This window comes from Kaistella chaponensis (genome assembly GCF_900156725.1).
Taxonomy (GTDB): Bacteria; Bacteroidota; Bacteroidia; order Flavobacteriales; family Weeksellaceae; genus Kaistella; species Kaistella chaponensis.
On the sequence record NZ_FTOI01000002.1, the window covers coordinates 306,462 to 332,288 of the forward strand.

Below are 25,827 nucleotides of genomic sequence, written 5' to 3' on the forward strand. Positions count from 1 at the left end.
AAAGAAACTCCTTAATGAATTATAATCATTATTCGTAATGCTTTAAAAATTTACAATGAAATCATAACCGATGGAAATTAAAAATCAAATAGAAATTTATCAAGCCAATGATGGCTCTACTCAAATCAACGTACAGGTTGAGCAGGATACAATCTGGCTCACTCAGGGTCATATTGCAGAGCTTTTCGAAAGAGACAGAACTGTTATCGGTCGACATATATCTAATGTTTTTAATGAAAATGAACTAGACGAAAATGTGGTGTGTGCAAATTTTGCACACACCACTCAACATGGTGCTATCAAAGGAAAAAGCCAATCCAAAGATGTAAAATATTATAATTTAGATGTAATTATCTCTGTTGGTTATCGTGTGAAATCAAAACAAGGAACACGATTTCGAATTTGGGCAAACAAAATTCTAAAAGAATATCTGGTAAAAGGTTATGCTGTAAACGAGAAAAGATTAGAGCAAAAAGAACAGGAAGTTCAACTCCTAAAAAATGGCATTCAGATTCTAAGTAGAGCGATTGCAGAAAAAGCCAACGAAAATGAATGGCTATCCGTATTTTCAAAAGGCTTACAATTATTAGATGATTATGACCACGAGCAATTAGACTCTAAAGGTTTAACAAAAAAACAAGCACTTTATCCTACCAGAGAAGATTATCAGGAACTCATCAATCAAATGGTTGTTGATTTTGATTCACAAGTATTTGGAAAAGAAAAAGATAAAAACTTTGAAAGTTCAATTGCGCAAATAGAAAAAGGATTTGGTGAAAACGACTTTTACCCAACTTTGGAAGAGAAAGCGACCATGCTTTTGTACTTAGTTGTGAAAAATCATTCGTTCGTAGATGGAAATAAAAGAATTGCTGCAGCGTGTTTTCTGAAATTTTTGCAAACAAATCAAATGCTTTTCAACGCTCAAAATGAACTGATTATTGGGAATGACACTTTAGCAAGTTTGACTTTGCTAATCGCATCAAGTAAACATGAAGAAATGGAAACCGTGAAACGATTGGTGATTAGTGTGTTGAATAGAAACAAGTAAGCAATTCTAAAGCGTTCAAGAGCAGTAAATTTGTTTTGCAAATTTACTGCTCTTGAACTGAATATGCAAATAGGTAAGTGTTTTGTCGCAAATATATCCCATATTTGCGACAAAAATAATTAGAAAATGTTGACGTAAAGAATTGAAATTAAACAGTTTGGATAGTCGTGAAAAAGCCAGTAGGGGTCCGCTTTTTTATGAGGTATATTTTCTTGTAGCTGCTTTAATGATTTTAAGTGTTTTTATATCACATCACATATAAAACACACTTAAAGACAAATGGTATACGCATTTACATATAATTTTATATATTTGCACTAAATACTTGCAAAAGCATATAAAATGTATAAAAATCTAGCACAATTTACAAAAGACAAACGCAAAGAAGCAAAACTTACACAGCAGGAATTTGCTGAAAGAGCTGGTGTTGCTTTGACCGTGGTAAGGAAAATAGAGCAGGGAAAGGAGAATTTAAGTCTTGCAAAAGTGAACCAAGTACTTTTGATGTTTGGTAATAAATTAGCACCAATAATCTTAAAAGAAATTGAGAAATGAGGCGAGGAAAAGTATTTTACCAAAACGATTTGGCGGGAATAATTACAGAAACACCAGACGGAGAATATACTTTTGTGTACGATATGAACTATATTCAAAAATTCCCTAATCAAGAGATTACTTTTTCGATGCCAGTTTCAGATAAAATTTTTAAAGAAAAACGACTTTTTCCATTTTTTGAAGGACTTATTCCAGAAGGTTGGCTGTTAGAAATAGCTGCTGAAAGTTGGAAAATTAATAAGAATGACAGAATGGGATTGCTTTTAGCATGCTGTAAAAACTGCATTGGTGCGGTAAGTATTCAACCACTAAATGAAGATGAAAATGGGTGAAAAATGTCTATTTTGCTATAATGAATTAAACTTTGAGGAAGATTTTCATTCTGCTTGCAGTTTAAAGTTTTTTGGAACGAACCTAGCTCCTAAATTGAATTACACCATTGACGAGATGGAAGAATTAGCCCAAAATATCGTTGAAAGCTCCATTGCAGTTCCAGGCGTTCAACCAAAATTATCTTTGGGTTTTATTAAAGACGTTTTGCAAAATGGTAATAAAGGTAGATTAACAGTTGTAGGTGCATTAGGTGGAAATTATATTCTGAAACCTCAAAATAAAACATTTCCAGAAATGCCGGAAAATGAACATTTGACCATGAAAATGGCAGAAATTTTTGGGATTTCTACCGTTCCTTCTTCTTTGATCCGCTTGAAATCTGGTGAACTTTCTTACATCACCAAAAGAATTGACCGGAAAGAAAATGGTGAAAAAATCCACATGCAAGATATGTTTCAAATCACAGAAGCATTTGATAAATACCGAAGTTCTTTAGAAAAAATTGGAAAAGCAATTACGGAATACTCCTCCAGTACTTTGCTAGACATATTGCGATTTTATGAGGTGATCTTATTCTCATACATCACTGGAAATAATGATATGCATCTCAAAAACTTTTCCCTAATCCGAAATAATGAAGAATGGGAATTTTCACCTGCTTACGATTTGTTGAATGTACATTTGCACTTACCAGAAGATAAAGAGGAAACTGCCTTAACTCTCGCCGGTAAAAAAAGCAGATTAACTAAAAAGGATTTTATTCAGTTAGGTTTGAAATTTAATCTTACTGAAAAACAAATTAGCAATTCATTCAAAAGATTGAAAAAAGGAGGAAAAAAGATGTTAACTCTGATCGAAAAATCATTTCTAACTCCAGAAAATCAAGAAAAGTATAAAGCAATGATTAATAGCAGATTAAATGTTTTTAGTTAAAAATCCATATATTAATCAATACCTTATCTGTACCATGAAATTATAACCAATTGATTATCAGTACCCGTTATTTTTGAAGAAGTGAAATAATTAGCAATAATCATCGATTAATATCGATTGAAATAAATTAGCAAATCGCTGTAAATGTAATGTTTACAGCGATTTTTTTTCGCAGCTCTTATAATTGATTTTCTCTCTAGATGCGACAATAAGTGATAAATGCTGAACTGTGCATTTTTTTCTGTAGTGATGCATTTCAGTTTTTTTTATTTACTGGCTAGTAATTAGCTTGTCGCATAAGTTGAAATTTATATAAATCTTCCACAAAAAAGATCATTTAGAAATGTGTCATATCTACATTTTTCAGTAAAATCAACCAAAAAGGTAAAAACATTTTTTGTCTTTGATTCAATTGATGAATACCCAATGAATGATTAAGTGAAGTTGGAATTAAGTTGCGAAGTAACGGTTGTGAGATTTGGCGATGATCTTCTATTATTTTTAAAAAAAATCCACTAGATACGGTTTCCCGTAAACCAATAATTTCTTTTTTCAGTACATTTACAAAAAACTACGATACATTAAATGATATTCAACGAAGACTCGCGTGTGAAAATCCCGGCAATTCTGCATTTGATGCGTTTGGGTTATGAATATATTCCATTAAAAGATCAAAATAGGATAGAGGAAAATAATATTTTTCCTTCAATTTTTATTGCGCAAATATCAAAGATTAATGCAATTTCAGAAGACGAAGCAGAAAGAGTATTGGATGAGATAAATTTGGAGCTTGATTATGAAGATCTGGGAAAGAAATTTTATGAACGCTTAACTGCAACTTCGGGAATTAAACTCATTGATTTCGAAAATTTTAAAAACAATACTTTTCACGTTACCACAGAACTCACTTGTAAAGCTGGCGATGAAGAGTTCAGACCTGACATAACCATTTTAATTAATGGATTGCCTTTCGCTTTTATCGAAGTAAAAAAACCTCATAATAAGCAAGGCGTTATTGCAGAACGAAAGAGAATCAATACCCGTTTTAAAAATAAGTACTTCCGCCGTTTCGTCAATATTTCTCAATTGTTGATCTTTTCCAATAATATGGAATATGAAGATGGGATTGTGGAACCTATTTTTGGAGCTTTTTATGCAACACCATCTTATGACCAGGTCAGCTTTAACTATTTTAGAGAAGATTTAGATTATCCCGTAAAGCAGTCTTTGTTGCCTTTATCAGAAGACTTTGAAAATAAAGTCCTGAAGGATAATAATATTATGGTGATCAAGAACAGTCCGGAATACATCACCAACAAGCAGGAAAATACACCGACCAATCGTATCTTAACTTCTTTGTTGAGCAAAGAACGGCTGCAGTTTGTTTTGCAATATGCCATCACTTATGTAGAAGAAGAAAATGCAGGCAAGCTTTCGTATCAAAAACACATCATGCGGTATCCACAATTGTTTGCAACGCAGGCGATCTCTACCAAACTGGAAAAAGGACAAAACAAAGGAATCATTTGGCACACGCAGGGTTCAGGTAAAACTGCTTTAGCCTATTATAATGTAAAATATTTGACCAATTATTTTGCGAAAAAACAAATCATCCCAAAGTTCTACTTTATTGTGGATAGGATCGATTTGCTGATTCAGGCTTCCAGCGAATTTAAAAATAGAGGTTTGAAAGTCAATGAAGTGAATTCCCGCCAGGATTTTGTGAAAGATTTGCAGATAGTTGGAGCGCTTCATAACGATAGCGGAGTTCCGGAAATCACAGTGGTCAATATTCAGAAATTCAGTGAAGACGCAACTGCAGTTCTAGCGGTGAATTATGATATCAATGTTCAGCGCATTTACTTTTTGGATGAAGCACACAGAAGTTACAATCCCAAAGGAAATTATTTAGCCAATCTGATTAATTCAGACAGAAATGCGGTCATCATTGCTTTGACAGGAACGCCTTTGCTAAGAGAAGTTGCCAAAGAATATGATTCTAAAATGTTATTTGGAAACTATTTTCACAAATATTATTACAACAGTTCTATTGCAGATGGCTATACTTTACGTCTGATTCGCGAGGAAATTGAAGGAAGCTTCAAAATCCAGATGCAGGACATCATGGAAAAGATCAAAGTATTGAAAGGTGAAATTACAGCCAGAGATATTTATGCAGATCACAAATTTGCGACACCACTCTTAGACTATATCACCAAAGATTTAATTGAATTTAGAAAAGTACAAAGAGACACTTCATTAGGTGGAATGGTCGTTTGTGATTCCGCAGCACAAGCGAAAGAACTCTTTCGGTTATTCGAAGAAAAATATGGTGAACAGGAAACAGATGCAAGTGTATTAATGGTCGCGGAATCTAAACCAAAATATGGAACTCACGAAGAACCAAAATTAACTGCCGCTTTAATTTTGCACGACGAAAACGACAAAACCATTCGGAAAGATTTGATTGGTGCTTATAAAAAAGCAAAAGTTGATCTTCTTTTTGTGTACAATATGTTGTTGACAGGTTTTGATGCCAAACGTTTAAAGAAATTATATTTGGCGAGAGTGATTCAGGATCATAATTTATTACAGACTTTAACCCGCGTGAATCGTCCGTATAAAAAATACCAATACGGTTACGTGGTTGATTTTGCCGATATCTCCAAAGCATTTGACCGAACCAATAAAATGTATTTTGACGAATTGCAGAATCAGTTGGGTGACGAGATGGAAATGTACTCTCATCTTTTTAAATCAGAGCAGGAAATCAAAGAGGAATTAAAAGAAATTAAGGAAACTTTATTTCATTACGACACCCAAAACAGAGAACTTTTTTCTCAACAAATCGAACAACTCACCGATAAACAGGAACTGCTGCGGTTAGTTAAGGCATTGCGAACTGCCAAAGAACTGAAAAATATTATTGCCTTAAATGGTTATGATGCTTTACACGGAATAGAAGATTTTAATGTGTTGAATGGTTTATTGCTTATCGCACAGAATCGTGTTGATAATCTCAATTTTGTAGAAAGCATCGGCAATGAAGAAACGTCTAAAAACCTATTGAACACGGCGCTCGAAGATATTATCTTTCAGTTTATTAAAATCGACGAAAGTGAATTGGTACTTGCCGATGAATTCAAAGATATTTTACGCAAAACGCGGGAATCATTGCAGCATAATTTTGATCAGCAAGATGCGCACTTTGTCACTTTGCGGGAAGAACTGGAAAGGATTTTCAAAAAGAAAAATTTAAATGAAGTTACCCAAAATGATATGGTAGAGAACATGCATCTGCTTCAAAAAATCTACGATAAAGCCAAAGAACTCAATCGTAAAAACGCTTTGTTGAAAGCCAAATACGAAAACGACGAAAAATACACGCGCATTCACAAACGCTTAACGGAAAAAGGAACACTCAATGCCAAAGAAAGTCAGCTTCACCGCGCTTTGATGCAGGTAAAACAACAGGTTGACGAAAAACTCATTAACCAAGACGATCTGCGAAAAAACGAACCTTATTTCAAAAGATATCTACTTCAATTGGTCGTACAGGAATTCAAGAAGAACGAAAATATTCCCTTGGATTACGCCACCACAGAAACCATTAACAATATGATTGCAAACGAGTATTTGCAACAGTATCAATATAATTAAAAAATGACCCAAGACATTAACTTCATTACCAAAACCAAGGCACTTATCGACAATCTGAAAAGTGTCTGTGCCAATTACGGTTTGGGAAATGATGGCAACGAGTTTAAAATCATTACCCAGGTTTTTCTCTATAAATTTTTAAATGATAAATTCCGGTTTGCGGTAAAAGCAGAAAAGCCCGCATTGGACGATGCCGAAAACTTCTCCAAAGCGTTGCGCGATTTACCCGAAGATGAGTACCAGTTTTTATTGGCTTCCTTAGATCCCAATATCCCACGCTTACAACCGGAGCATTTAATTTCGCATTTGTTTTCAAAACAAAATGATGGCGATTTTGCCAAACTTTTTGACGATACTTTGCGACAGATCAGTATTCAGAATGCAGATGTTTTTTCGGTGAAATCATTTACGGGCGCTAAAGATATTTTGTTTGATGAACTCAGTCAGTTTATTTCCGACAGTTCGCAGCGGGATGCTTTTTGTAAAGCCTTGATCAATAAACTCTTTGAATTCAGTTTCGAAGAAATGTTTAAGCAGAAATACGATTTCTTTGCGACCATATTTGAATATTTAATTAAAGATTACAATACCGATTCGGGTGGCAAATATGCAGAATATTATACGCCACATGCAGTTGCCAGAATTATGGCGCAGATCATGGTTCCGGAACCGGTGAAAGGCGTGAAATGTTACGATCCGAGTGCGGGATCAGGAACTTTGCTTATGAGTATTGCGCATCAGATCGGGGAAGAAAACTGCACCATTTATTCAGAAGATATTTCTCAGAAATCGAGCAATATGTTGAGGTTGAATTTGGTCTTGAATAACCTCACGCATTCGATCCCGAATATTATTAAAACCAATACTATTGCGCAACCGTATTATCTGGAATCGAAATTTGATTATATCGTTTCTAATCCGCCTTTTAAATTAGACTTTTCTGATTTTCATGCAGATCTGGATAAAGAGGCTTTTAAGAAAAGATTCTTTGCCGGAATTCCCAATATTCCCAAAAGCAAAAAAGAATCGATGTCGATTTATCTGATGTTTATTCAGCACATCATGTACAGTTTGAATGATCACGGAAAAGCGGCGATCGTAGTTCCTACCGGATTTATCACGGCGCAATCGGGTATTGAAAAGAAGATTCGCGAACGCTTGATTGATAATGGTTGGCTTCGTGGCGTGGTGAGTATGCCGAGTAATATTTTTGCGAGCACCGGAACCAATGTCTCGGTTTTATTTCTCGATAAAAAAGCCGATAACCAACATATTGTTCTAATGGATGCTTCTAAACTGGGCGAAACCATTAAAGAAGGCAAGAACCAGCGAACGGTTTTAACTACTACAGAAGAAGATAAAATCATCAGTACATTTAATGAAAAGCAGGCCGTAGAAGATTTATCAGTCGTGATTTCTAAAGAAGAAATTGCCGCCAAGAATTATTCTTTTTCAGCCGGACAGTATTTTGAAGTGAAAATTGAATATACCGATATTACCACAGAAGAATTTGCAGAAAAAATGACTGGTTTTGAAAATCGTTTGGTTGATTTATTTCAGCAAGGAAATACTTTGGATTTGGAAATTCAGAAACAATTAAAAGGATTGAAGTATGAAAGAAACTAAATTATCTACTGTTATTGATGTTATTTCTATGGGTCCATTTGGTTCGGATATTAAAGTCGATAACTTTATTTCGCAAGGAATCCCTGTTTTAAATGGTTCAAATTTAACTAGTCATAAGCTTGTAGAAAATTCATTCAAATATGTTTCGCTAGAAAAGGCAAACAAATTAGGAAAAGCCAATGCATTTAGAGGTGACATTATTATTACACATCGGGGAACACTAGGTCAAGTTGCATATATTCCACAAAATTCTAAATACGAAAGATATGTAATTTCTCAAAGTCAATTTCGAGTTCGTTTTAATGACGATTTAGATCCAGTTTATTTTTCATATTTAATGAAAAGTGAATATGGGCAGAAAAAATTACTATCATTTAAAAGTCATGTTGGAGTACCTGCTCTCGCACAAGCAACCTCCAACTTTAAAAGATTAGAGTTAAAATTGCATAATAATATAGACCAGAAAAAAATCGCGGCGGTACTTTCCGCTTTAGATGACAAAATAGAACTCAACAATCAAATCAATACGGAGTTGGAAGCGATGGCAAAAACGCTGTATGATTATTGGTTTGTGCAGTTTGATTTCCCCGATGAAAACGGCAAACCTTACCAATCCTCCGGTGGGAAAATGGTTTTTAATGATATTTTGAAGAGGGAAATTCCGGTTGGGTGGGAAGTCACCGTTTTTAATGACTGGATTTCAAAGACAAAAACTGGTGATTGGGGAAAAGAAGCTGTAGAAGGAAATTACACAGAACATGTTTACTGTGTTCGTGGTGCTGATATTAATGGATTGAACGGAAAAGGTGAAGTGAAAGCACCCGAAAGATTTATTTTAAAAAATAACTTAGTAAAGTCGTTAAAACCAAATGACTTTGTAGTTGAAATTTCAGGAGGTAGTCCAACGCAATCGACAGGACGAATTGCTTTGTTAACTGAAGCTTCATTAAAAAGATTTGATTCAAATGTTATTTGTTCCAACTTCTGTAAAGCGCTTTCCCTAAAAGATGATGAATACGTTTTTAACTTTCTGCAAGAATGGCAAAGATTGTATGATGCAGGTGTTTTCTTCGGTTATGAAGGAAAAACAAGTGGCATTAAAAACTTTCTTTTTGATTCATTCATGACTTCATATGATATCGTCAAACCACCAAAAAATTTGGTTGAAAAATTCTACAAACAAGTAGAAACACTTGAAAATAAAAAACAAATCAATCTCCAACAAAACCAAGAACTCGCACAATTACGGGATTGGTTATTGCCAATGTTGATGAATGGGCAGGTTAGGGTTGGTGAAAATTAAAAAAACATAATATTCATAAAATTAGTAATGGCTATAATTAATGGCAGTTTTCTATTAAACAAAAATATACACATATGAACAATAAAGAACTTTTTAAGAAATTCTATTTGGAAATCGCATTTAAAAACTTGCAGAGTTATAAGGCTCATTTTAATGAAAGCAATTTCGATGAAAATATTTCAGAATTAATCTCGAAATTTCAAGACACTTATGGTGTTGATCCATTTGATATAAAAGATCCAAAAAAGATTACGGAATATTTAAAAGAAAATAAAGAACCATTTTATACTTATTCGGATAAAAAAGGAACTAATATTCCAAATGCACTTTTGAATAAGCATTATAACAATTTTTTAAATTTTTACGACAAAAATAAATTTGCTGATCTTCAGGATTTAATTAATGTTTTGCACGATGCATTCGGATTATTTTCCAGAACATTTCAAGATAATAGAATTAAACTGAATGGAAATTCCAGAGTTGCATCGAGCAGTATTATATTTGGAGATGTAAGAGATGATTATTGGACTATAAATAAAGGAAGTGAAAGCGAAATTCAATATCATGTATTTAAACACCACAATAAAATTGGTTATGGCTTAGGTTTCAATGCTCAAAAAACAAGAAATAATTTAGATGCAGTAGAAAATGTTTCAAAATTTATCGGTGCATTTATTCGAGAGAAAAAAGAAATTGATGTTTTGCTAGAAGATTATCAATTAATTGACAATACTTTGGACTCTTTATTAAATATAAAAGAAGGCGAATTTATTTTGTTTGGTAGAGATTTTCCTTTTGTACAAAATGCAAATAATATTGAAATTGAAGAGTTTAAATTCTTACAAATCTATTATGATTTAAGATATAGACAGTTTTCAGCATACAAGAAAATTTATCAAAATGCAATTGACATCGATGAACCTTTAAATAAAACCATAGAAAAAAATAAAATGAAGGAACTTTTAGAATACAAAAAACAAATCATCCTTCAAGGTCCACCCGGAACTGGTAAAACGAGAGAAGCTGAACTAATTGCAAAAGAAATGTTGGGACTATCTGACATTAAAGATTTAGAAAATAATAATCAATATAAATTGGTTCAGTTTCACCCAAGTTATACTTATGAGGATTTTGTAAGAGGAATTAGTGCGAAACCTTCAGAAGATGGTAAGGGAGTACTGTACAAAGCAGAAAATAAAACTTTGAGTTTATTTGCGCAAGAAGCCTATAAAAATTATGAGCAATCCACGAAAACTGAAAGTCAAATATCTTACAAAGATTGGATTAACGAACAATTTGATAGTTTTGTAGATAAAGTTCAAGATTCGCTAGATAATGATGGAGAATATCGTCTATCAGATAAAGTTAAATTATGTGATTTAGATGATTCCTCATTTTATTATACTGGTGATAGTTGGTTTGGTGAACCAAAACACCGAATGAAATTTTCGGATATTAAGGAAGGATTCATCAATAATGTAGTAGATGCAAAAAGCTTTAAAGCATTACCTAATACTTCCGGTTCTGCAAAACAACATTACGGCTACTATTACAAAGTTTTAAGTGATTTTCAAAATTCTATAAAAACTGAATTTAAAAATGAAAACAAAAGTTTATTAGAACCTAAGAATTATGTTTTAGTCATCGATGAAATCAACAGAGCCAATCTCTCTTCTGTTTTAGGAGAGTTAATTTACGCATTAGAATATAGAGAAAAAGCTGTAGAAAGCATGTATTCAGTTGAAGACTCAGTTTTAGATAATAAAAATGAAATTATTCTTCCACCAAATCTGTACATCATTGGAACAATGAATACCGCAGATAGAAGTGTGGGTCATATTGACTATGCGATTAGAAGACGGTTTGCGTTTGTTGAGGTTTTGCCAAAACCATTAGTTGAAGATGAAGAAATCTACTTTAATATTGACGGTTATAATTTAGTTGCAGATCTTTTCACTGCTGAAAATGTAAGTCCTGAATTTGAAATACAGGATGTTCAAATAGGACATAGTTACTTTATCGCTAAAAAATCTGAGGCCAAAAATGAAACTGAACGGGATGAAATTTTCACAATGAAAATGAAGTATGAAGTTTTACCAATCTTGGAAGAGTATGTAAAAGATGGTATTTTAGTAGGTAAAGTGGGAGAGTTCTCCATAAAAAATTATATCAAATCCTTGAAAAAATAGGATGAAGTTATTACTCTCCGAACACCATACACGGCAAATAACTCTAGTTACAGAGATTAAAAAAGAAAAACCATTTGCCTTTACCGAAGACCTTTTTAATAATTTAGATTCTAAGCCAATAAGTGTTTTTAAAAAAGATCGAGGACGTGACCTATTCCCATTTCATTTAAGAAAAAATGATCAGTATTATGAAATACTAGCAAATTATTATGTAGGTATCGATTGGCTTATTCCGGGAAAGAAATTTGTTCAGGTAGAACCAAAAATAAATTCAGCAGTTATTGCTGCATTCACAAAACAAACGGATTCTTTAGAAGTAGAAAGTATTGCTCTTGATGAAATTGGAAAAAATGCTAAGCATGAAGCTTCATTAGAAGAGAATCTGATTGAAATTGATTATTTGAGGATTTTACTTGAACTTTCCACTACTCCTAAAACATCAAATAAAATCGCCGATATTTTAAAAATAGATTGGAATGCAGAGCAAATTCCCGTTGAGCAAAAAGATGATCGATTAACTCCTTTCCTTGTCGTTCAGTTTTTGCAAATATTAAAAACAATAGTTAGAAAAGGTCTAAAAAAATCTTATTATAAAGTACAGGAAAACTTAACCAACAAGGTGAAAGGGAAAATTCTTGTTGGTCAACATATTAAACAAAATGTATTTAAGAATCGATTAACTAAAACCTATTGTGAATATCAGGAATTTGGTTTTGATCATGTAGAAAATAGATTTCTAAAAAAGGTTTTTGGTTTCGCTGTAAATTACGTTCAAAACGATAAGGTTTTTTTTACACATTGTGAGATGGGTAAGAAGAGCAAAACAACATTTAAAGAGGAATTATTAGAAATTATCAATTATTGTCGTCCCGCATTTGAACACATTTCAGGTAACATCAAAGAACAGGAGTTGAAGAATATAAAACACAACCCTTTTTTTAAAGAGTATCGTAACGCGATTAAAATTGGTGGATATATTCTGAAGAAATTCTCTTACAATATTTCAAACACCGTAGAAACAAAGATTACAACACCTCCATTTTGGATTGATATGCCAATTCTATTTGAATTGTATTTTTATAATCAACTCTTAAAAAGTAATTCTCAATATTGTAAAAATATAAATTATCAATTTTCAACTTATGGTAATTCCCTTGATATTTTAATTTCAGAGCCAGGTTTTGAAATGGTTATAGACACAAAATATAAATTGAAGTATCAATCAAGCGAAGTTCATGAAGATATCCGGCAGGTTTCTGGCTATGCAAGATTAAATAGAGTGCGAAAAGAATTAGGTTTTGAAAACGAAGAGCATAAAGTTATAGATTGTTTGATTGTTTACCCTGATTTAGAAGCGCCACAAGATCAGGATTATACTATAGAATATATTAGAGAAAACCGACAGGAATTATCTGCTTATCACAAAGTTTATAAATTGGGAATTGCATTGCCGATTATTTCCTAGTTACAACACCTCTTTTAATAATAAATAAGCACACTCCCCAATTTACCGCATCACTCTTCTACAAGACAAATCCAAGGCAAATTAAAAAATCTGGCTTACTCAATCACAAATTTCAGAACTATTCGATATCAAACCTCAGAACGCAATATAAACTAGAAAAACATATCCGAAGAAGAATTTACCGAGAATGAAATTTGTAAGTTTTTCTTACAAGTTCGAAAAGAAAGTGCAAGAACAGTGAAACGTAAACCATTACACGATACTTGAAACGAGCTTATTTAGTTGATTATTTAAAACAATCCCTTTACTCTAAAAATGAATTTCCCCGAGTGAAAACTTGGGGATTTTTTTTGAATATCTTGGAATGAAGGGAAATGGATAATTTTCGATAAAAGAAAAATATTTATTGTTTATCAATAAATATTTATTATATTTGATCACTAATTGTAAAACTCATCAAAAATGTCTAAAACAGATAATTTCGTTTTTAAAGGTTTGGTCATCGTTGCCTGGATCATCTTTGTCGGACTTTGTATAGAAAGTGGCGCACTCATCGTCAATTTTATTTATAGCATGTTCAAGCCTGAAGTAATCTCAAAACTTTATCAAAAACTAGATTTAAGCGAGATGCACCAAAAAAATGAATTTGCCTTTTACAGCATGTACAGTTTAATCCTTGCAATCTCAGTCTTGAAAGCAGTGATGTTTTATGCAGTGGTAATTCTGGTCACGAAAATGGATCTGTCGAAACCCTTCAATGATTTTGTTTCCAAGAAGATTTTGCAAATTAGCTACTTTACTTTTTCGATTGGATTTTTGAGTTATATCGCCAAAGAAATAACAAGAAATTTGAGTAAACATGGTTTTAATATTTCTAATCTGGATCAGTTTTGGGGAGACAGTCAGGCATTTATTTTAATGGGAGCCGTGATTTATATGATTGCTGTTATTTTTAAAAAAGGAATTGTGTTGCAAAATGAAAACGATTTAACAGTTTAAAATATGCCGATTATTGTAAATTTAGACGTCATGATGGCAAAGCGAAAAATGTCACTCAATGAACTTTCAGAAAAAGTAGATTTAACCCTCTCTAATCTTTCCATCTTGAAAACCGGAAAAGCAAAAGCCATTCGATTCAGCACTTTAGAAGCAATTTGCAAAGCTCTTAATTGTCAACCAAGTGATCTTTTAGAATATGTAGAAGCTGGAAAATAATTCCCCTCATTTTTTTATACCAAAATTCCCCAAGCCGAAACTTGAGGGATTTTGCATTTTACAGTGAATCTTTCCCTGAAAATTATTGATTTAAGAAGGTGCTCAATTTTACCGCCTCTTCATTCGTAGCGTCGTATACCAAAGATTTTGCGATTTGTTGTTTCGCCAATTCTTTATCGGTTTCCTGAAGTTTATAGGCGACAAAAAAATGGGCATAAGCCAAATTTTTCTTATTCGCTTCTACTTCTTCTGGTTTTACCGCGGCAATATATTTTTCATACGCCATTTTTGCATTCGCATCATCTTTCATGGTTTGGTAAACATAAGCTTGGCTGTAATAAGATGGTGCCCAATCTGGTAATAAAGTGGACATTTTTTTCCACGTCAATAAAGCATTGTTCCAATCTTTCGCATCCTGATAAGCGGTTGCTAATTTCACGATCGCATCAGTATCGTTGGGATTGGTTTCAATTTGTTTCTTTAAAGCTTCTATCGCTGGGTTTTGCTGTGTTCCTTGAACTTGAGTGGTCGCAACTGTTTCAGCCGCCGAATTTTCGGTTTGCGCATATCCGAAGCTTACTGCTCCGAAAAATAATGCTGCTACGATTGCTTTCTTCGTGTTAATAACGCTTTCCTTTTTCATAATTCTTTATTTTGATTAATATTGAAGTCGCGTTTGTCCTCACAATTTTAATTCCATGCTTCCTCATTTTTAGAAGCTTAAATATTCTTTAATAGTTCTTAACGTTATTAAATATTGTAAAGTTTCTTTGTGTTTTACAAAAAAACGTAAAATTCATAGTTGAAATTATTTTAAATTAGTAGAAAAAATAACTATGGCTGAATTACAAAAAAGAATAGGCGAAAATGGAGAGGAAATTGTCCAGAATTTTTTAAAAAGAATTGGTTGGAAAGAAACGTTAACAAACGAAGATATTGAAAGCTATGATAAGGAATTTAGAAAAAACACTAATGGAATAGATGGATTTAGTTATTATCAAAATCCTTTTATAGATAATTGTGTTGTAAATGTTTTAATTTCTGTAAAATACAGTAAAAATGCTTATATTAAATCAAATATAATTAGCGATTTTAAAAGCCATTCACTTGATCTGTCAAAGGCGATAGAGTCTTTTACAAAATCAAATTTAAGAAAAGAAACATCTGGAAGTTTAAAAAATATTAATTCGCATTTTAATAGAGGATTGATTTTTTGGATAAATGCTGATCAAGAAAACAGTTTGGATTTAATACCAGAGCTTGATTCAATTGATTTTGATACCGGCATTCCACACGATGGTATTTTTTTAGTTGATAATATTCGTTTTGATTTTGTTAATAAATGTTTTGATATTCTGGATTCCAAATTTAATGATTATGAACATTTTTTTATATATTTTACTAACGGACTTAATAATAATAACGAAAATCCTCGGACTGGTAAAATAATGCCAGTAGAATTTATTAATTCTTCTATTATACCTTTTGTTTTAAAAAAAGGAGAGAATTCAATCGTTATTATTTTTTGTTTAGAAAATTTCGAAAAAGAAAGTTTGATACAAATTATAGGCTTAGCTAAAAATCTTTCAAACGGAGTTAGTGGCTCAACAATAATTTCTTTTCCAGATTATTCAAAAACAAATCATGAAAATGAAGTATTAATAGTAAAAAGGAAGATTAATGATTTCAATTTTACAGAAAACCTTTCTATAATAAACTATAATAATTATCAAAGAAATTAAGATGGAAGAAAAATTAGAAATTGATAAGTTTATACCGTTTGGCGTAGAATTAAAGGAAATATTACATCATCGCAATATTACACCAACAAAACAAAGGAACTTTCTTAAGTCAAGAGGAATATTCATGAATACAAACGATTCAAGTGCTTTCGCTGCCACTTTTTCTTCTTTAGTATTATCTCCGAATGAATTTGAAAAAATTAAGGATTTAGTGAGGAGAAAAGAAAATAGTGAGAAAACTGCCACGAGAAATCTTCCATTTGATTGTGATAAAAAATTAATTGAAGCTTTGCCAGATATTTTACCTTTAAATGGGCTTTTTGAAAATTCTAATTTTAAAATTAGTAATATTTCAAATTTTTCTACAATTGATGGTAACCAAGATCATGTTTATTGCACAATTGATTGTGATACTACAAACTATAATTCAAGTTGGTATAGGAATAGAAATGAATACAAAGCAGAGATTATAATTAAGAGGATTGAGGGCGAAAAGAATGTGACTTTTTTATTAAAATATAGCTCACCTGAAACTTTTGAGATTGTTGATTGTTTATCAAAAGAAATTGTAAAAGATTTTAAAAGAAAATCATATACAAAGGAGACAGATAACTTTCAAAAGATTACTTTTGGAAACTTTAATAATGAAACAAGGATAACATTTCTTTTGAAATTAATAGAGGATAGTACACATTTTACTTTTCAAAAAATGACTAATATTGATATCGCACCTGATGTGAATAAAAAATTACCAGATTTATTGCAAAAATTTATGTCTGGTGGTGTACAAAATTTGAAAATACAAGGAAATAATTTGTTAAATAATTTTTTGATTTCAGAAACTGATAATCATGATTTTGTTGAACTTGCAGGAATAGATGTTTTGTTCAATTTTTCTTATTCAGGAGCTAAGGGAAAATGTAGTGTTTTTTATGGTTTTCAGAATTATTTTCAAAAAAGAAACTCAAGCATAGAATTTCATGTAGATATATATGATATAAAGCTAAATAAAGAATTCTCTCATGTCAATAAGTTAAATGTAAAGAAGTTTTTAAATCAAGAATTTGAAAAAATTAAAAATATAAAATTTAAAGAAATAAATGACAAAGGATAACACAGATATTAAAATTAGATCTATAATAGTACATAAAGTTGGAAATAAGATACTACAGGAAAATCTTTTTCTCTCAGAAAATGAGCTGCAAATCGATGATGATATGAAGGAGCTCTTAACCGATTATTTCCTTAATGCTTTCAAATCCGAAGAACAATTTCAGTTTTACAGCGATTCTTATCTTACTTTAAATCCTATTTATTCTTCTGTTTCAGAGATTTTTGAAGACAAAGACAAATTCCGTTTTGAATCAGAAAATATCGCCAAACATCTTTTTGAAATCACCGAAAATCCTCGCGTTCAAGGAGGCGAAGTTTTTATCGTTTATTTTGAAGGCGGTATTACTGAAGAAGGCAATCAAATCGATTCTATCGGGATTTTTAAAACTGAAAATAAAAATCCGTTTCTTAAAATTTTACCGATCGATGAGAACTACGAAATCGAAAAAGATTACGGGATTTCCCTGTCGAAACTCGACAAAGGTTGCCTGATTTACAATACCGATAAAGAAACCGGTTTCGCCATTTCAGTCGTTGATAATAATAAAAATGGCGATCAATACTATTGGTTTGAAGATTTTTTGAAAGTTCGACAACGCGATGATGAGTATTTTCACACGCAGGAAACGCTTTCTGTTTTCAAGGATTTTGTCATCAAACAATTGCCGCAAGAATTTGATGTGAATAAGCCAGATCAAGCGGATTTCTTAACGAAGTCCATCAATTTTTTCAAAGAAAAAGAAACCTTTGATTATGATGAATTCACCAACGAAGTTTTGCAGGACAAAAATGTGATCGAAAGTTTTTCTAATTTCAAAAGCGATTATGAGCAGGAAATGCAGGTTTCAATCTCCGAAGATTTTCCCATCAACCAAACTGCGGTAAAGAAAAACCAGCGCTATTTTAAAAGTGTCATTAAACTCGATAAGAATTTCTCGATTTACGTACACGGCGACCGAAAAATGATCGACCAAGGTCAAGACGAAAACGGAAAATATTACCGCCTTTATTTTGAAGAGGAAAAATAAGACCTTTCATATTCATTGAATTCTGAATAATAATTTTCAGGAAAATAGAGCCATTAAATTGAATTCACTTTAAAAATTACAAAATGCCAGAAGGACCTTCCATCGTTTTTTTAAAAAACAAACTGACTCGTTACAGAAGCAAAACCGTTTCTGAAGCTTCTGGTTATGGGGAAATGGATAAATCCAGAATCGCCAATATTCAACTGATGGATATTGATACCTATGGAAAAAATTTGCTTTTTGTTTTCAAAGATTTCTTTATTGGCGTTCATTTGGGATTGTTTGGAAGCATGTTGATCAATAAACGCAAAAAAGTAAATGCGAGTTTTGCCCTTCATTTTTCTGATGCCGAGATTAATTTTTACGTTGCTAAAACAAAATTTCATCCCGGAAAACCGAAAGATATTTTCAATTTTAAAACCGATATTTTAAAACCGGAATTCGATCCCGAATTTATTACCGAAGAATTAAAAAAAGAAAAATACGCTTCTCAAATGATTGGCGATGTGCTCATGGATCAAAATGTTTTCACCGGTGTGGGAAATATTATTCGTGTAGAAGTGCTTTATCGCGCAAAAATTCATCCGGAAAGTATCGTTAAAGAAATTCCCGAAAAGAAATTGCAGTTTTTATTTAAAGCCGTGGTTGCTTACGCAGAAGAATTTCTACATTTAATGAAAACGGATGAAGTAAAAGAATTAGCTTGGGTTTACGGAAAAAAAATCTGCCCGAAAGATAAGACACAACTCGTCATTGAAGAAATGGGTAAAGTAAAACGCAAAACCTACGTCTGCTTAAAATGTCAGAAACGCTACACATAAAAAAATCCTGCGGTCTATTCGCAGGATTTTAGTTGGAGGAATAAATTTCGAAAATTATCCTTGATAAGGATTCTCTTCAAAAAGCCCGTCAACAGACCAATATCTTTCTCCTGTATCGTAATTGAAAGTCAAAACAACTGAACCTTCTGGGATTTCTGCTAGTTTTTTATTCACTGCAGCCAATGAAGCACCTGTAGAAATCCCAGCTAAAATTCCTTCTTCGGCAGCTGATCTTTGCGCAAAAGTAAAGGCTTCCTGTTTTTCCACCTGAATGATGCCATCTAAAAGATCCGTCTGTAAATTTTTTGGAACAAAACCAGCTCCGATTCCTTGTAAAGGATGCGGTCCAGGTTTTCCGCCAGAAATAACCGGGGAATCTGTAGGTTCCACCGCGAAACTTTTCATATTCGGGAATTTTTGTTTTAAAATTTCGGTAACTCCTGTAATGTGACCACCTGTTCCAACTCCTGTGATGAGGTAATCAATGCCATTTGGAAAATCATTTAGAATTTCCTGAGCCGTTGTTTTCGCATGAATTTCTGGATTGGCAGGATTTTCAAATTGCTGTGGAATCCATGAGTTTTCAGTTTCTTCAGCCATTTGCATCGCTTTTTTAATCGCTCCTGAAGTTCCTTCTTCTTTTGGCGTCAAAACGAATGAAGCTCCATAAGAACTCATCAGTTTTCTGCGTTCCACACTCATGCTTTCCGGCATTACAAGAACTAATTTGTAGCCTTTTACCGCACAAACCATTGCTAAACCAACACCAGTATTTCCAGAAGTTGGCTCGATAATCAATGTGTCTTTATTAATTGTTCCGTCTTTTTCGGCTTTTTCAATCATGGCCAAAGCGATTCGGTCTTTCAAACTTCCACCTGGATTTTGTTTTTCAAGTTTCATCCAAACTTCGACGGAATTGGGGAAAATTTTATTGATTTTGATCACCGGTGTATTTCCGATGGCTTCTAAGATATTGTGTAATTTCATAAATAAATTTTTTAAACTTTGTAAATTATTGGAGCTTTCTCATTCTTAAGATGAATAACCCTATTCAAGGTCGGCTGGTGTGAAATTTAGTTTTATATGCTAAAAATAATCGGTTCATTTCCTGGGAATTTATTCTTCACTGTGACTTGACCTTTGTGAAAAACCACCGAATTGGGTGCCACACTTTCCGTAATCCAAACATTTCCGCCAATCAAAGCATTTTTTCCGATGATGGTTTCTCCGCCGAGAATCGTAGCATTTGCATAAATCACAACACCATCATCAATGGTTGGATGCCGTTTTACATTTTGTAAATTTTTAGCGACCGAATGTGCGCCCAAAGTCACGCCTTGATAAATTTTTACGTGATTTCCAATCACGGTTGTTTCTCCAATTACAATTCCTGTGCCGTGATCGATGAAAAAATGTTCACCAATCTGAGCTCCTGGATTAATGTCGATTCCGGTTTTGCTGTGCGCAAATTCTGTCCAGATTCTGGGAATTAATGGAATGTTATTTTTGTAAAGTTCATGTGCAAACCGATAAACTGCAATCGCAAAAAAGCCGGGATAAGAAAACATGACTTCTTCTTTGCTTTGTGCAGCGGGATCATTGTCAACAATTGTTTGCGCGTCATTTTGCAGTAACTGGTAAACTTTGGGGAAACTTTCAAAAAAATGATTGGTTTTTAAATGTTCTTGCGTATCTGTTACGGAACATAAAATTTCATTAAACTCCATTTTGAACTCATTTAAACGAATCTCTATATTGCTGAGTTCGGAGCATCTTTGGTATTCCAGAAAAAAAATAAACCGGAAAAATCGATCAATAAAATCTTCAATCTTCTTTTTATCAATGTCGTATTTTCGGGTAGAGTACCCTTCGTGAAGTATTTTTGCAAACCCCATTTTGAATTTTAATTTGAAACAAATTTACTACATAATTGCACTTGTACTGTTGATTTAAGGTAAGAAAAAATGGGTTCGAATATCGATGAACGCTATTAGAAAATGCGTTTCATTTTTAAGAAAATTTTATTAAGACCATAATTGGTCAAAACTTGAATATTTCGTAAATTTACACGTCATAAAAAAATGAATGATCCATTAAAATAACAGAGGAAAGAAATTTCATTAAAGCCTTTAAAATTAATAAATCTATAAATAAATAGTTATGAAAGTTACCGTAGTAGGAGCAGGAGCAGTTGGCGCAAGTTGCGCAGAATACATTGCAATGAAAGATTTCGCTGCAGAAGTGGTGTTGGTTGACATTAAAGAAGGTTTCGCCGAAGGAAAAGCCATGGATTTAATGCAAACCGCTTCTTTAAATGGTTTTGATACCAAAATCACCGGAACTACTGGAGATTACAGCAAAACCGCTGGTTCGAAAGTTGCCGTAATTACTTCCGGAATTCCAAGAAAACCTGGAATGACAAGAGAAGAATTGATCGGTATCAATGCAGGTATTGTGAAAGATGTTACTGCAAACTTGGTAAAACATTCTCCAAATGTAATCATCATCGTAGTTTCTAATCCTATGGATACGATGGCTTACTTGGTTCATAAAACTTCTGGTTTACCGAAAAATCAAATTATCGGAATGGGTGGAGCTTTGGATTCTGCTCGTTTCAAATACAGATTAGCTGAAGCTTTAGAATGTCCAATTTCTGATGTAGATGGAATGGTAATCGCAGCTCACAGTGATACAGGAATGTTGCCTTTGATGAGCAAAGCTACCAGAAATGGTGTTCCGGTTACTGAATTTTTGAGTGCAGAAAAACAAGCTTTTGTAGAAGAAGAAACCAAAGTTGGTGGTGCTACTTTAACAAAATTATTGGGAACTTCAGCTTGGTACGCTCCAGGTGCGGCGGTTTCTGTGATGGTTCAGGCAATTCTTTGCGACCACAAAAAAATGATTCCTTGTTCCTTAATGTTAGACGGTGAATATGGCGAAAGCGATATCTGTCTTGGAGTTCCTGCAATTATCGGTGCAAACGGTGTTGAAAAAATTGTAGAAATCTCTTTAACAGATTCAGAAAAAGAAAAATTTGCTACCGCTGCAAAAGCAGTAAGAGAGGTGAATGGAGATTTGAAATTCTAAGAAAAAGAAAATCCACCAAGCTACGAAGTAGCGAAATCATCAGCAAAGGGTGAAGCCCTTTGAAAATGGATTTGAAATTCTAATACAATTTCCATAAAATACAGAAACGCATCTTTTCGAAGGTGCGTTTTCTTTTGGAGCAACAAAATATTTATTTTGTTAGAAAACCCGTCGCGCTTTCCACTCTATCTTTTTTGTCATTGCGAACAACGTAAAGTTATCAGTAGAAAATGTTCGGCAACGCAATAACAAAAAAGGATGCCGTTTCAATCGCGGCTAAAATTAAGTTCAGGTTTTCTTTCTACTTTTTCTTTCTTCTAATTTCAAAAATTCATAAAAAGTTCATTCTCTCTTTCAATTTTAAACCCTTAAATTTGCCCTTTAAAATTCATCATCTGTAAATTTCTTATTATGTTAAAAAATCTCGGAATTCTATTTTTAACTGTACTTTCAACTGGCTTCAATGCTCAGAAAAATAAATCGTCGCAAATCGAAAGACCAAAACTCGTCGTAGGTTTGGTGGTGGATCAAATGCGGTGGGATTATCTGTATCGCTATTATGAAAAATACCAGAATGATGGTTTCAAACGTCTTCTCAATCAGGGATATTCTTTGAATAATGTTCATATCAATTATATTCCAACCTACACTGCGATTGGTCATACCACCATTTACACCGGTTCTGTTCCTGCGATTCATGGGATTGCCGGAAACGATTGGTTCGATAAATCCACCGGAAAAAATAGGTATTGCACAGAAGATGACACCGTGAAACCTGTAGGAACGGAAAGTCCAAAAGTCGGAAATCAATCTCCCAGAAATTTATGGTCCACTACCATTACAGATGAACTTCGATTGGCCACTAATTTTCAGGCAAAAGTGATCGGGGTTTCTTTGAAAGATCGGGCTTCAATTCTTCCGGCTGGACACCATCCGACCGGCGCTTATTGGTTTGATGATACCACCGGAAATTTTATTACGAGTTCTTATTATATGGAAGCTTTGCCAAAATGGGTGAATGATTTTAATGCTCAAAAAGTTCCGGATGAATTGGTGAAAAATGGTTGGAACACTTTGCTTCCAATTAATCAATACACCGAAAGTTCACCCGATAATTCTCCGTGGGAAGGACTTCTGGGTAGTGCAAAAACGCCAACTTTTCCGTACAGTAATTTAGCAGCAGATTACCAAGCCAAAAAAGATAACATTCGTTCCACGCCGTTTGGAAATACTTTAACTTTGAAAATTGCAGAAGCCTCGATTAAAGGAGAAAGTTTAGGAGCCGATGAAATCACCGATTTTTTAGCGATCAATTTAGCTTCTACCGATTATGCAGGACATAAATTTGGACCCAATTCTATCGAAGTTGAAGATGTTTATTTAAGATTAGACCGGGATTTGGCAGCGTTTTTTAAATATTTAGATCAAAATATTGGTAAAGATCAGTACACCGTTTTTCTCTCTGCAGATCATGGTGGAGCGCATTCCGAAGGTTTTATGGAAGCGCACAAAATGCCTACAGGATTTTACGGAGAAGACAATAAGGAATTCAATAAAATGCTGAAAGACCAATTTAATGTGGAAAAATTGATTATTAAAATAACGAACAATCAGGTTTACTTAGATGACAAATTGATGTCGGATAATAAATTGGATGTAGATCAAGTGAAACAATATTTAATTGATATTTTAAACAAAGATCAATCAGTGTTATTTGCAGTAGATATGAAAAAAGCAGGTTCATCTTCCGTTCCGGAACCGATAAAAACTCGAATTGTGAATGGATACAATTGGCAAAGAAGTGGTGATATTCAAGTGATTTACCACGATTCCTGGTTGCCAACTTATTCGAAAACGGGCACCACACATGGATCGTGGAATTCTTACGATTCTCATATCCCTTTGATTTTTATGGGATGGGGAATTAAAAACGGCGAAAGCAACAAAGATTACAACATGACCGATATTGCGCCCACTTTATCCGCTTTACTTCACATTCAGTTCCCAAGTGGAACAATCGGAAATCCAATTACAGAAGTCATTGGTAAATAAATTTTGTAGATGTTATATAAATATTTAAAAGCCGCTTTCGAGCGGTTTTTTGTTTAGAAAGTTTAAACATGAGTTGCACAAACCTTTTGCATAAATTTCACAAATCCAATTCCAAAAAAATAGCGCTAAAACTTCTATGTACTCCGCATTTTACTAAAAAGACTAATGTGACTAATGTGTTAAAGCTAATCACTTTTTTGGTCAAAAAAAAAGACCGCATCACTGCAGTCTTCAATATATTCTAAAAAATTATTTCATTTTATTTGGTGGATAATTTGCCATAATTTGCGCTACAATTTCTGGGATTTGTTTCTGTTTTGCTTTGGGTGAATCTACAGAGATTCCGCTTCCAATTCCTTGCCACACCAATTTTTGCGTTCTCGCATCAATCAAATCCAAAATCAAAGCACCTTCATTGTAATTGGACGACCAGGTTCTGTTCATTCCAACTCCCCATCCAAAACTTCCGCCCCATCCGTACATTCCGTAAGGTCTAGAACTTTGCACATCCTGAATTTTTTTGTAATTCGCTTTTACGTTAACAATAAGATCCGGATTGTCACCTACGCTCAAACCTTTCAGTTGAAGCTGTTTCGAAACCTCGTTTAACACGCGATCTTTATCGATATCGTTCATTTTTAAATCATCAACTCTCAATTTATACGTTTTGTACATATTGAAATTTGCGGTCTCTGCATAATCAGATTTCACCTGAAAAGGGCTGCAAGAAGCAAGTCCCAACGTCGCAGAAGCCAATAATAGTAAGAAATATTTTTTGCTCATCATTTGATTTTTTTTTAATTGGTTATACAATTCCCGGATTTTTCCTAAACTTTTTCTTATTATTTATCATGAGGATCTTTTAAAACTTCTGCCGTCACTTTTTTAAAAGAATCGGTTTTCTTGTCGTATCCAAACGGACAATGTTTACACCCACTTTTGCAGCAATATCCACGTTTTAGATGGAAATGTTCTGTAAAAACTTTGTAACCCTGTTCGTTGTAGTAAAAGTCTTCGTGTTCTTTGATGGAATTTTGCGTCATAAGTTAAATCAGAATTGCTGAATTTGATATATTTGTGAGATGATAATGGTGTGCCAATCGCTTCTCAAAAATACAAAAATTTCAGGGATTACTCTTTTCCCCTTCATCCTGCTAAAAAGGAAAGAAGATCTGCACAACAAAATCCTGCTCAATCACGAGAAAATTCACCTGCGACAACAAGTGGAACTTTTGGTCATTTTCTTTTATCTGTGGTATGTGGTGGAGTATTATTACCTCTATTTCAAACTAAAAGATTCCTTTCTCGCCTACAAATCAATCTCCTTCGAGCGCGAAGCTTATGCCATGGAAAACGATTTGAATTATTTGGAAAAAAGAAAACTCTGGAGTTTCTGGAAATATATTTTGGACTAATTTTTATTTGGGCGCCTATTTCCGCCTTCCACTCCCGCTTTTTTGTCATTGCGAACAAAGTGAAGCAATCCGTTGAACTTTTTCAGACTCGCAATAAAAAAAAGAGCTCCGTTCCTTTAGATTTGTAATCGATAAAATTATTAAATTTAGAAAGAGAAAAGCATTTAATTAAACTATGTTCCGCTCAGAGTAAAACTCAAGGCTTGATTCAGAATTAAATGCTCTTCCTTTCATTAAAA

The 25,827-nt window shown here is 33.3% G+C and carries 23 protein-coding genes; 18 read left to right on the plus strand and 5 right to left on the minus strand.

What is annotated here, in order from left to right; translation table 11 throughout:
* The first annotated feature begins 70 nt into the window (after positions 1 to 70).
* From rhuM to BW932_RS03585, 11 genes are all read left to right on the plus strand, one after another.
* The gene (gene rhuM / locus BW932_RS03535) at positions 71 to 1,051 is read left to right on the plus strand and encodes a virulence protein RhuM/Fic/DOC family protein (protein WP_076385405.1); all 981 of its coding nucleotides are present in this window, start codon (positions 71 to 73) and stop codon (positions 1,049 to 1,051) included.
* Between the two features lie 342 nt (positions 1,052 to 1,393).
* Positions 1,394 to 1,606 (plus strand): helix-turn-helix domain-containing protein, encoded by a 213-nt coding sequence (locus BW932_RS03540; RefSeq protein WP_076385407.1) that lies wholly within the window; start codon positions 1,394 to 1,396, stop codon positions 1,604 to 1,606.
* The gene (locus BW932_RS03545; protein WP_076385409.1) at positions 1,603 to 1,938 is read left to right on the plus strand and encodes a HipA N-terminal domain-containing protein; all 336 of its coding nucleotides are present in this window, start codon (positions 1,603 to 1,605) and stop codon (positions 1,936 to 1,938) included. Before BW932_RS03540 ends, BW932_RS03545 begins: the two co-directional genes overlap by 4 nt.
* Before the next feature lie 94 nt (positions 1,939 to 2,032).
* Positions 2,033 to 2,872, plus strand: coding sequence for a HipA domain-containing protein (locus BW932_RS03550; protein ID WP_317043731.1), 840 nt, complete (start codon positions 2,033 to 2,035; stop codon positions 2,870 to 2,872).
* Positions 2,873 to 3,457: 585 nt separating this feature from the next.
* Positions 3,458 to 6,532, plus strand: a complete 3,075-nt coding sequence (locus BW932_RS03555; RefSeq protein WP_076385411.1) for a type I restriction endonuclease subunit R — start codon at positions 3,458 to 3,460, stop codon at positions 6,530 to 6,532.
* Positions 6,533 to 6,535: 3 nt separating this feature from the next.
* Positions 6,536 to 8,158, plus strand: coding sequence for an HsdM family class I SAM-dependent methyltransferase (locus BW932_RS03560; protein ID WP_076385413.1), 1,623 nt, complete (start codon positions 6,536 to 6,538; stop codon positions 8,156 to 8,158).
* Entirely contained in the window at positions 8,145 to 9,461 is a 1,317-nt protein-coding gene (locus BW932_RS03565) for a restriction endonuclease subunit S (RefSeq protein ID WP_143745496.1), read from the plus strand. The genes BW932_RS03560 and BW932_RS03565 overlap by 14 nt, the downstream gene beginning before the upstream one ends.
* Before the next feature lie 74 nt (positions 9,462 to 9,535).
* Positions 9,536 to 11,650, plus strand: a complete 2,115-nt coding sequence (locus BW932_RS03570) for an McrB family protein (protein WP_076385415.1) — start codon at positions 9,536 to 9,538, stop codon at positions 11,648 to 11,650.
* Position 11,651: 1 nt separating this feature from the next.
* Entirely contained in the window at positions 11,652 to 13,115 is a 1,464-nt protein-coding gene (locus BW932_RS03575; protein ID WP_076385418.1) for a 5-methylcytosine restriction system specificity protein McrC, read from the plus strand.
* Between the two features lie 462 nt (positions 13,116 to 13,577).
* Positions 13,578 to 14,114: a DUF2975 domain-containing protein gene (locus BW932_RS03580; protein WP_076385420.1), complete on the plus strand. Its 537-nt coding sequence runs from the start codon at positions 13,578 to 13,580 to the stop codon at positions 14,112 to 14,114.
* Positions 14,115 to 14,117: 3 nt separating this feature from the next.
* Entirely contained in the window at positions 14,118 to 14,330 is a 213-nt protein-coding gene (locus BW932_RS03585; protein WP_076385422.1) for a helix-turn-helix domain-containing protein, read from the plus strand.
* 82 nt (positions 14,331 to 14,412) lie between these two features.
* Here BW932_RS03585 and BW932_RS03590 read toward each other — a convergent pair whose 3' ends face one another.
* On the minus strand, positions 14,413 to 14,973 hold the full coding sequence (locus tag BW932_RS03590; RefSeq protein ID WP_076385424.1) for a tetratricopeptide repeat protein: 561 nt from the start codon (positions 14,971 to 14,973) through the stop codon (positions 14,413 to 14,415).
* A gap of 193 nt (positions 14,974 to 15,166) precedes the next feature.
* Between BW932_RS03590 and gapS4a the strand changes: the two genes are divergently transcribed.
* The 4 genes from gapS4a to BW932_RS03610 all read left to right on the plus strand — a co-directional run bounded on the left by gapS4a (position 15,167) and on the right by BW932_RS03610 (position 19,034).
* A complete protein-coding gene (gene gapS4a, locus BW932_RS03595; RefSeq protein WP_076385426.1) occupies positions 15,167 to 16,072 on the plus strand; it encodes a GapS4a family protein in 906 nt (301 codons plus the stop codon).
* A 1-nt stretch (position 16,073) separates the two neighbouring features.
* Entirely contained in the window at positions 16,074 to 17,186 is a 1,113-nt protein-coding gene (gapS4b, locus tag BW932_RS03600; RefSeq protein WP_076385428.1) for a GapS4b family protein, read from the plus strand.
* The gene (locus BW932_RS03605) at positions 17,173 to 18,213 is read left to right on the plus strand and encodes a nucleoid-associated protein (protein WP_076385430.1); all 1,041 of its coding nucleotides are present in this window, start codon (positions 17,173 to 17,175) and stop codon (positions 18,211 to 18,213) included. Before gapS4b ends, BW932_RS03605 begins: the two co-directional genes overlap by 14 nt.
* An 83-nt stretch (positions 18,214 to 18,296) precedes the next feature.
* Positions 18,297 to 19,034: a hypothetical protein gene (locus BW932_RS03610; protein ID WP_076385432.1), complete on the plus strand. Its 738-nt coding sequence runs from the start codon at positions 18,297 to 18,299 to the stop codon at positions 19,032 to 19,034.
* Positions 19,035 to 19,088: 54 nt separating this feature from the next.
* On the opposite strand, the gene cysK is transcribed toward BW932_RS03610, so the two are convergent.
* Positions 19,089 to 20,021 (minus strand): cysteine synthase A, encoded by a 933-nt coding sequence (gene cysK / locus BW932_RS03615; protein ID WP_076385434.1) that lies wholly within the window; start codon positions 20,019 to 20,021, stop codon positions 19,089 to 19,091.
* Between the two features lie 92 nt (positions 20,022 to 20,113).
* Positions 20,114 to 20,929: a serine O-acetyltransferase EpsC gene (epsC, locus tag BW932_RS03620; RefSeq protein WP_076385436.1), complete on the minus strand. Its 816-nt coding sequence runs from the start codon at positions 20,927 to 20,929 to the stop codon at positions 20,114 to 20,116.
* A 265-nt stretch (positions 20,930 to 21,194) separates the two neighbouring features.
* On the opposite strand from epsC, the gene BW932_RS03625 reads away from it, so the two are divergent.
* Together BW932_RS03625 and pafA are read left to right on the plus strand one after the other, a co-directional pair.
* The gene (locus BW932_RS03625) at positions 21,195 to 22,121 is read left to right on the plus strand and encodes a malate dehydrogenase (protein WP_076385438.1); all 927 of its coding nucleotides are present in this window, start codon (positions 21,195 to 21,197) and stop codon (positions 22,119 to 22,121) included.
* A gap of 411 nt (positions 22,122 to 22,532) precedes the next feature.
* Positions 22,533 to 24,173, plus strand: coding sequence for an alkaline phosphatase PafA (gene pafA / locus BW932_RS03630; protein ID WP_076385440.1), 1,641 nt, complete (start codon positions 22,533 to 22,535; stop codon positions 24,171 to 24,173).
* 249 nt (positions 24,174 to 24,422) lie between these two features.
* Here the strand turns inward: pafA and BW932_RS03635 are convergent, their stop codons facing one another.
* Together BW932_RS03635 and BW932_RS03640 are read right to left on the minus strand one after the other, a co-directional pair.
* The gene (locus tag BW932_RS03635) at positions 24,423 to 24,956 is read right to left on the minus strand and encodes a DUF4136 domain-containing protein (RefSeq protein WP_076385493.1); all 534 of its coding nucleotides are present in this window, start codon (positions 24,954 to 24,956) and stop codon (positions 24,423 to 24,425) included.
* A 59-nt stretch (positions 24,957 to 25,015) separates the two neighbouring features.
* Positions 25,016 to 25,216 (minus strand): DUF5522 domain-containing protein, encoded by a 201-nt coding sequence (locus BW932_RS03640; protein WP_076385442.1) that lies wholly within the window; start codon positions 25,214 to 25,216, stop codon positions 25,016 to 25,018.
* Positions 25,217 to 25,255: 39 nt separating this feature from the next.
* On the opposite strand from BW932_RS03640, the gene BW932_RS03645 reads away from it, so the two are divergent.
* Positions 25,256 to 25,588 (plus strand): hypothetical protein, encoded by a 333-nt coding sequence (locus tag BW932_RS03645; RefSeq protein ID WP_076385444.1) that lies wholly within the window; start codon positions 25,256 to 25,258, stop codon positions 25,586 to 25,588.
* The last annotated feature ends 239 nt before the right edge of the window (positions 25,589 to 25,827 follow it).

Coding starts and splice junctions, on each gene's coding strand:
- rhuM (WP_076385405.1), top strand. CDS start 71: ATGGAAATTAAAAATCAAATAGAAATTTATCAAGCCAATGATGGCTCT.
- BW932_RS03540 (WP_076385407.1), top strand. CDS start 1,394: ATGTATAAAAATCTAGCACAATTTACAAAAGACAAACGCAAAGAAGCA.
- BW932_RS03545 (WP_076385409.1), top strand. CDS start 1,603: ATGAGGCGAGGAAAAGTATTTTACCAAAACGATTTGGCGGGAATAATT.
- BW932_RS03555 (WP_076385411.1), top strand. CDS start 3,458: ATGATATTCAACGAAGACTCGCGTGTGAAAATCCCGGCAATTCTGCAT.
- BW932_RS03560 (WP_076385413.1), top strand. CDS start 6,536: ATGACCCAAGACATTAACTTCATTACCAAAACCAAGGCACTTATCGAC.
- BW932_RS03565 (WP_143745496.1), top strand. CDS start 8,145: ATGAAAGAAACTAAATTATCTACTGTTATTGATGTTATTTCTATGGGT.
- BW932_RS03570 (WP_076385415.1), top strand. CDS start 9,536: ATGAACAATAAAGAACTTTTTAAGAAATTCTATTTGGAAATCGCATTT.
- BW932_RS03575 (WP_076385418.1), top strand. CDS start 11,652: ATGAAGTTATTACTCTCCGAACACCATACACGGCAAATAACTCTAGTT.
- BW932_RS03580 (WP_076385420.1), top strand. CDS start 13,578: ATGTCTAAAACAGATAATTTCGTTTTTAAAGGTTTGGTCATCGTTGCC.
- BW932_RS03585 (WP_076385422.1), top strand. CDS start 14,118: ATGCCGATTATTGTAAATTTAGACGTCATGATGGCAAAGCGAAAAATG.
- BW932_RS03590 (WP_076385424.1), bottom strand. CDS start 14,973: ATGAAAAAGGAAAGCGTTATTAACACGAAGAAAGCAATCGTAGCAGCA.
- gapS4a (WP_076385426.1), top strand. CDS start 15,167: ATGGCTGAATTACAAAAAAGAATAGGCGAAAATGGAGAGGAAATTGTC.
- gapS4b (WP_076385428.1), top strand. CDS start 16,074: ATGGAAGAAAAATTAGAAATTGATAAGTTTATACCGTTTGGCGTAGAA.
- BW932_RS03605 (WP_076385430.1), top strand. CDS start 17,173: ATGACAAAGGATAACACAGATATTAAAATTAGATCTATAATAGTACAT.
- BW932_RS03610 (WP_076385432.1), top strand. CDS start 18,297: ATGCCAGAAGGACCTTCCATCGTTTTTTTAAAAAACAAACTGACTCGT.
- cysK (WP_076385434.1), bottom strand. CDS start 20,021: ATGAAATTACACAATATCTTAGAAGCCATCGGAAATACACCGGTGATC.
- epsC (WP_076385436.1), bottom strand. CDS start 20,929: ATGGGGTTTGCAAAAATACTTCACGAAGGGTACTCTACCCGAAAATAC.
- BW932_RS03625 (WP_076385438.1), top strand. CDS start 21,195: ATGAAAGTTACCGTAGTAGGAGCAGGAGCAGTTGGCGCAAGTTGCGCA.
- pafA (WP_076385440.1), top strand. CDS start 22,533: ATGTTAAAAAATCTCGGAATTCTATTTTTAACTGTACTTTCAACTGGC.
- BW932_RS03635 (WP_076385493.1), bottom strand. CDS start 24,956: ATGAGCAAAAAATATTTCTTACTATTATTGGCTTCTGCGACGTTGGGA.
- BW932_RS03640 (WP_076385442.1), bottom strand. CDS start 25,216: ATGACGCAAAATTCCATCAAAGAACACGAAGACTTTTACTACAACGAA.
- BW932_RS03645 (WP_076385444.1), top strand. CDS start 25,256: ATGATAATGGTGTGCCAATCGCTTCTCAAAAATACAAAAATTTCAGGG.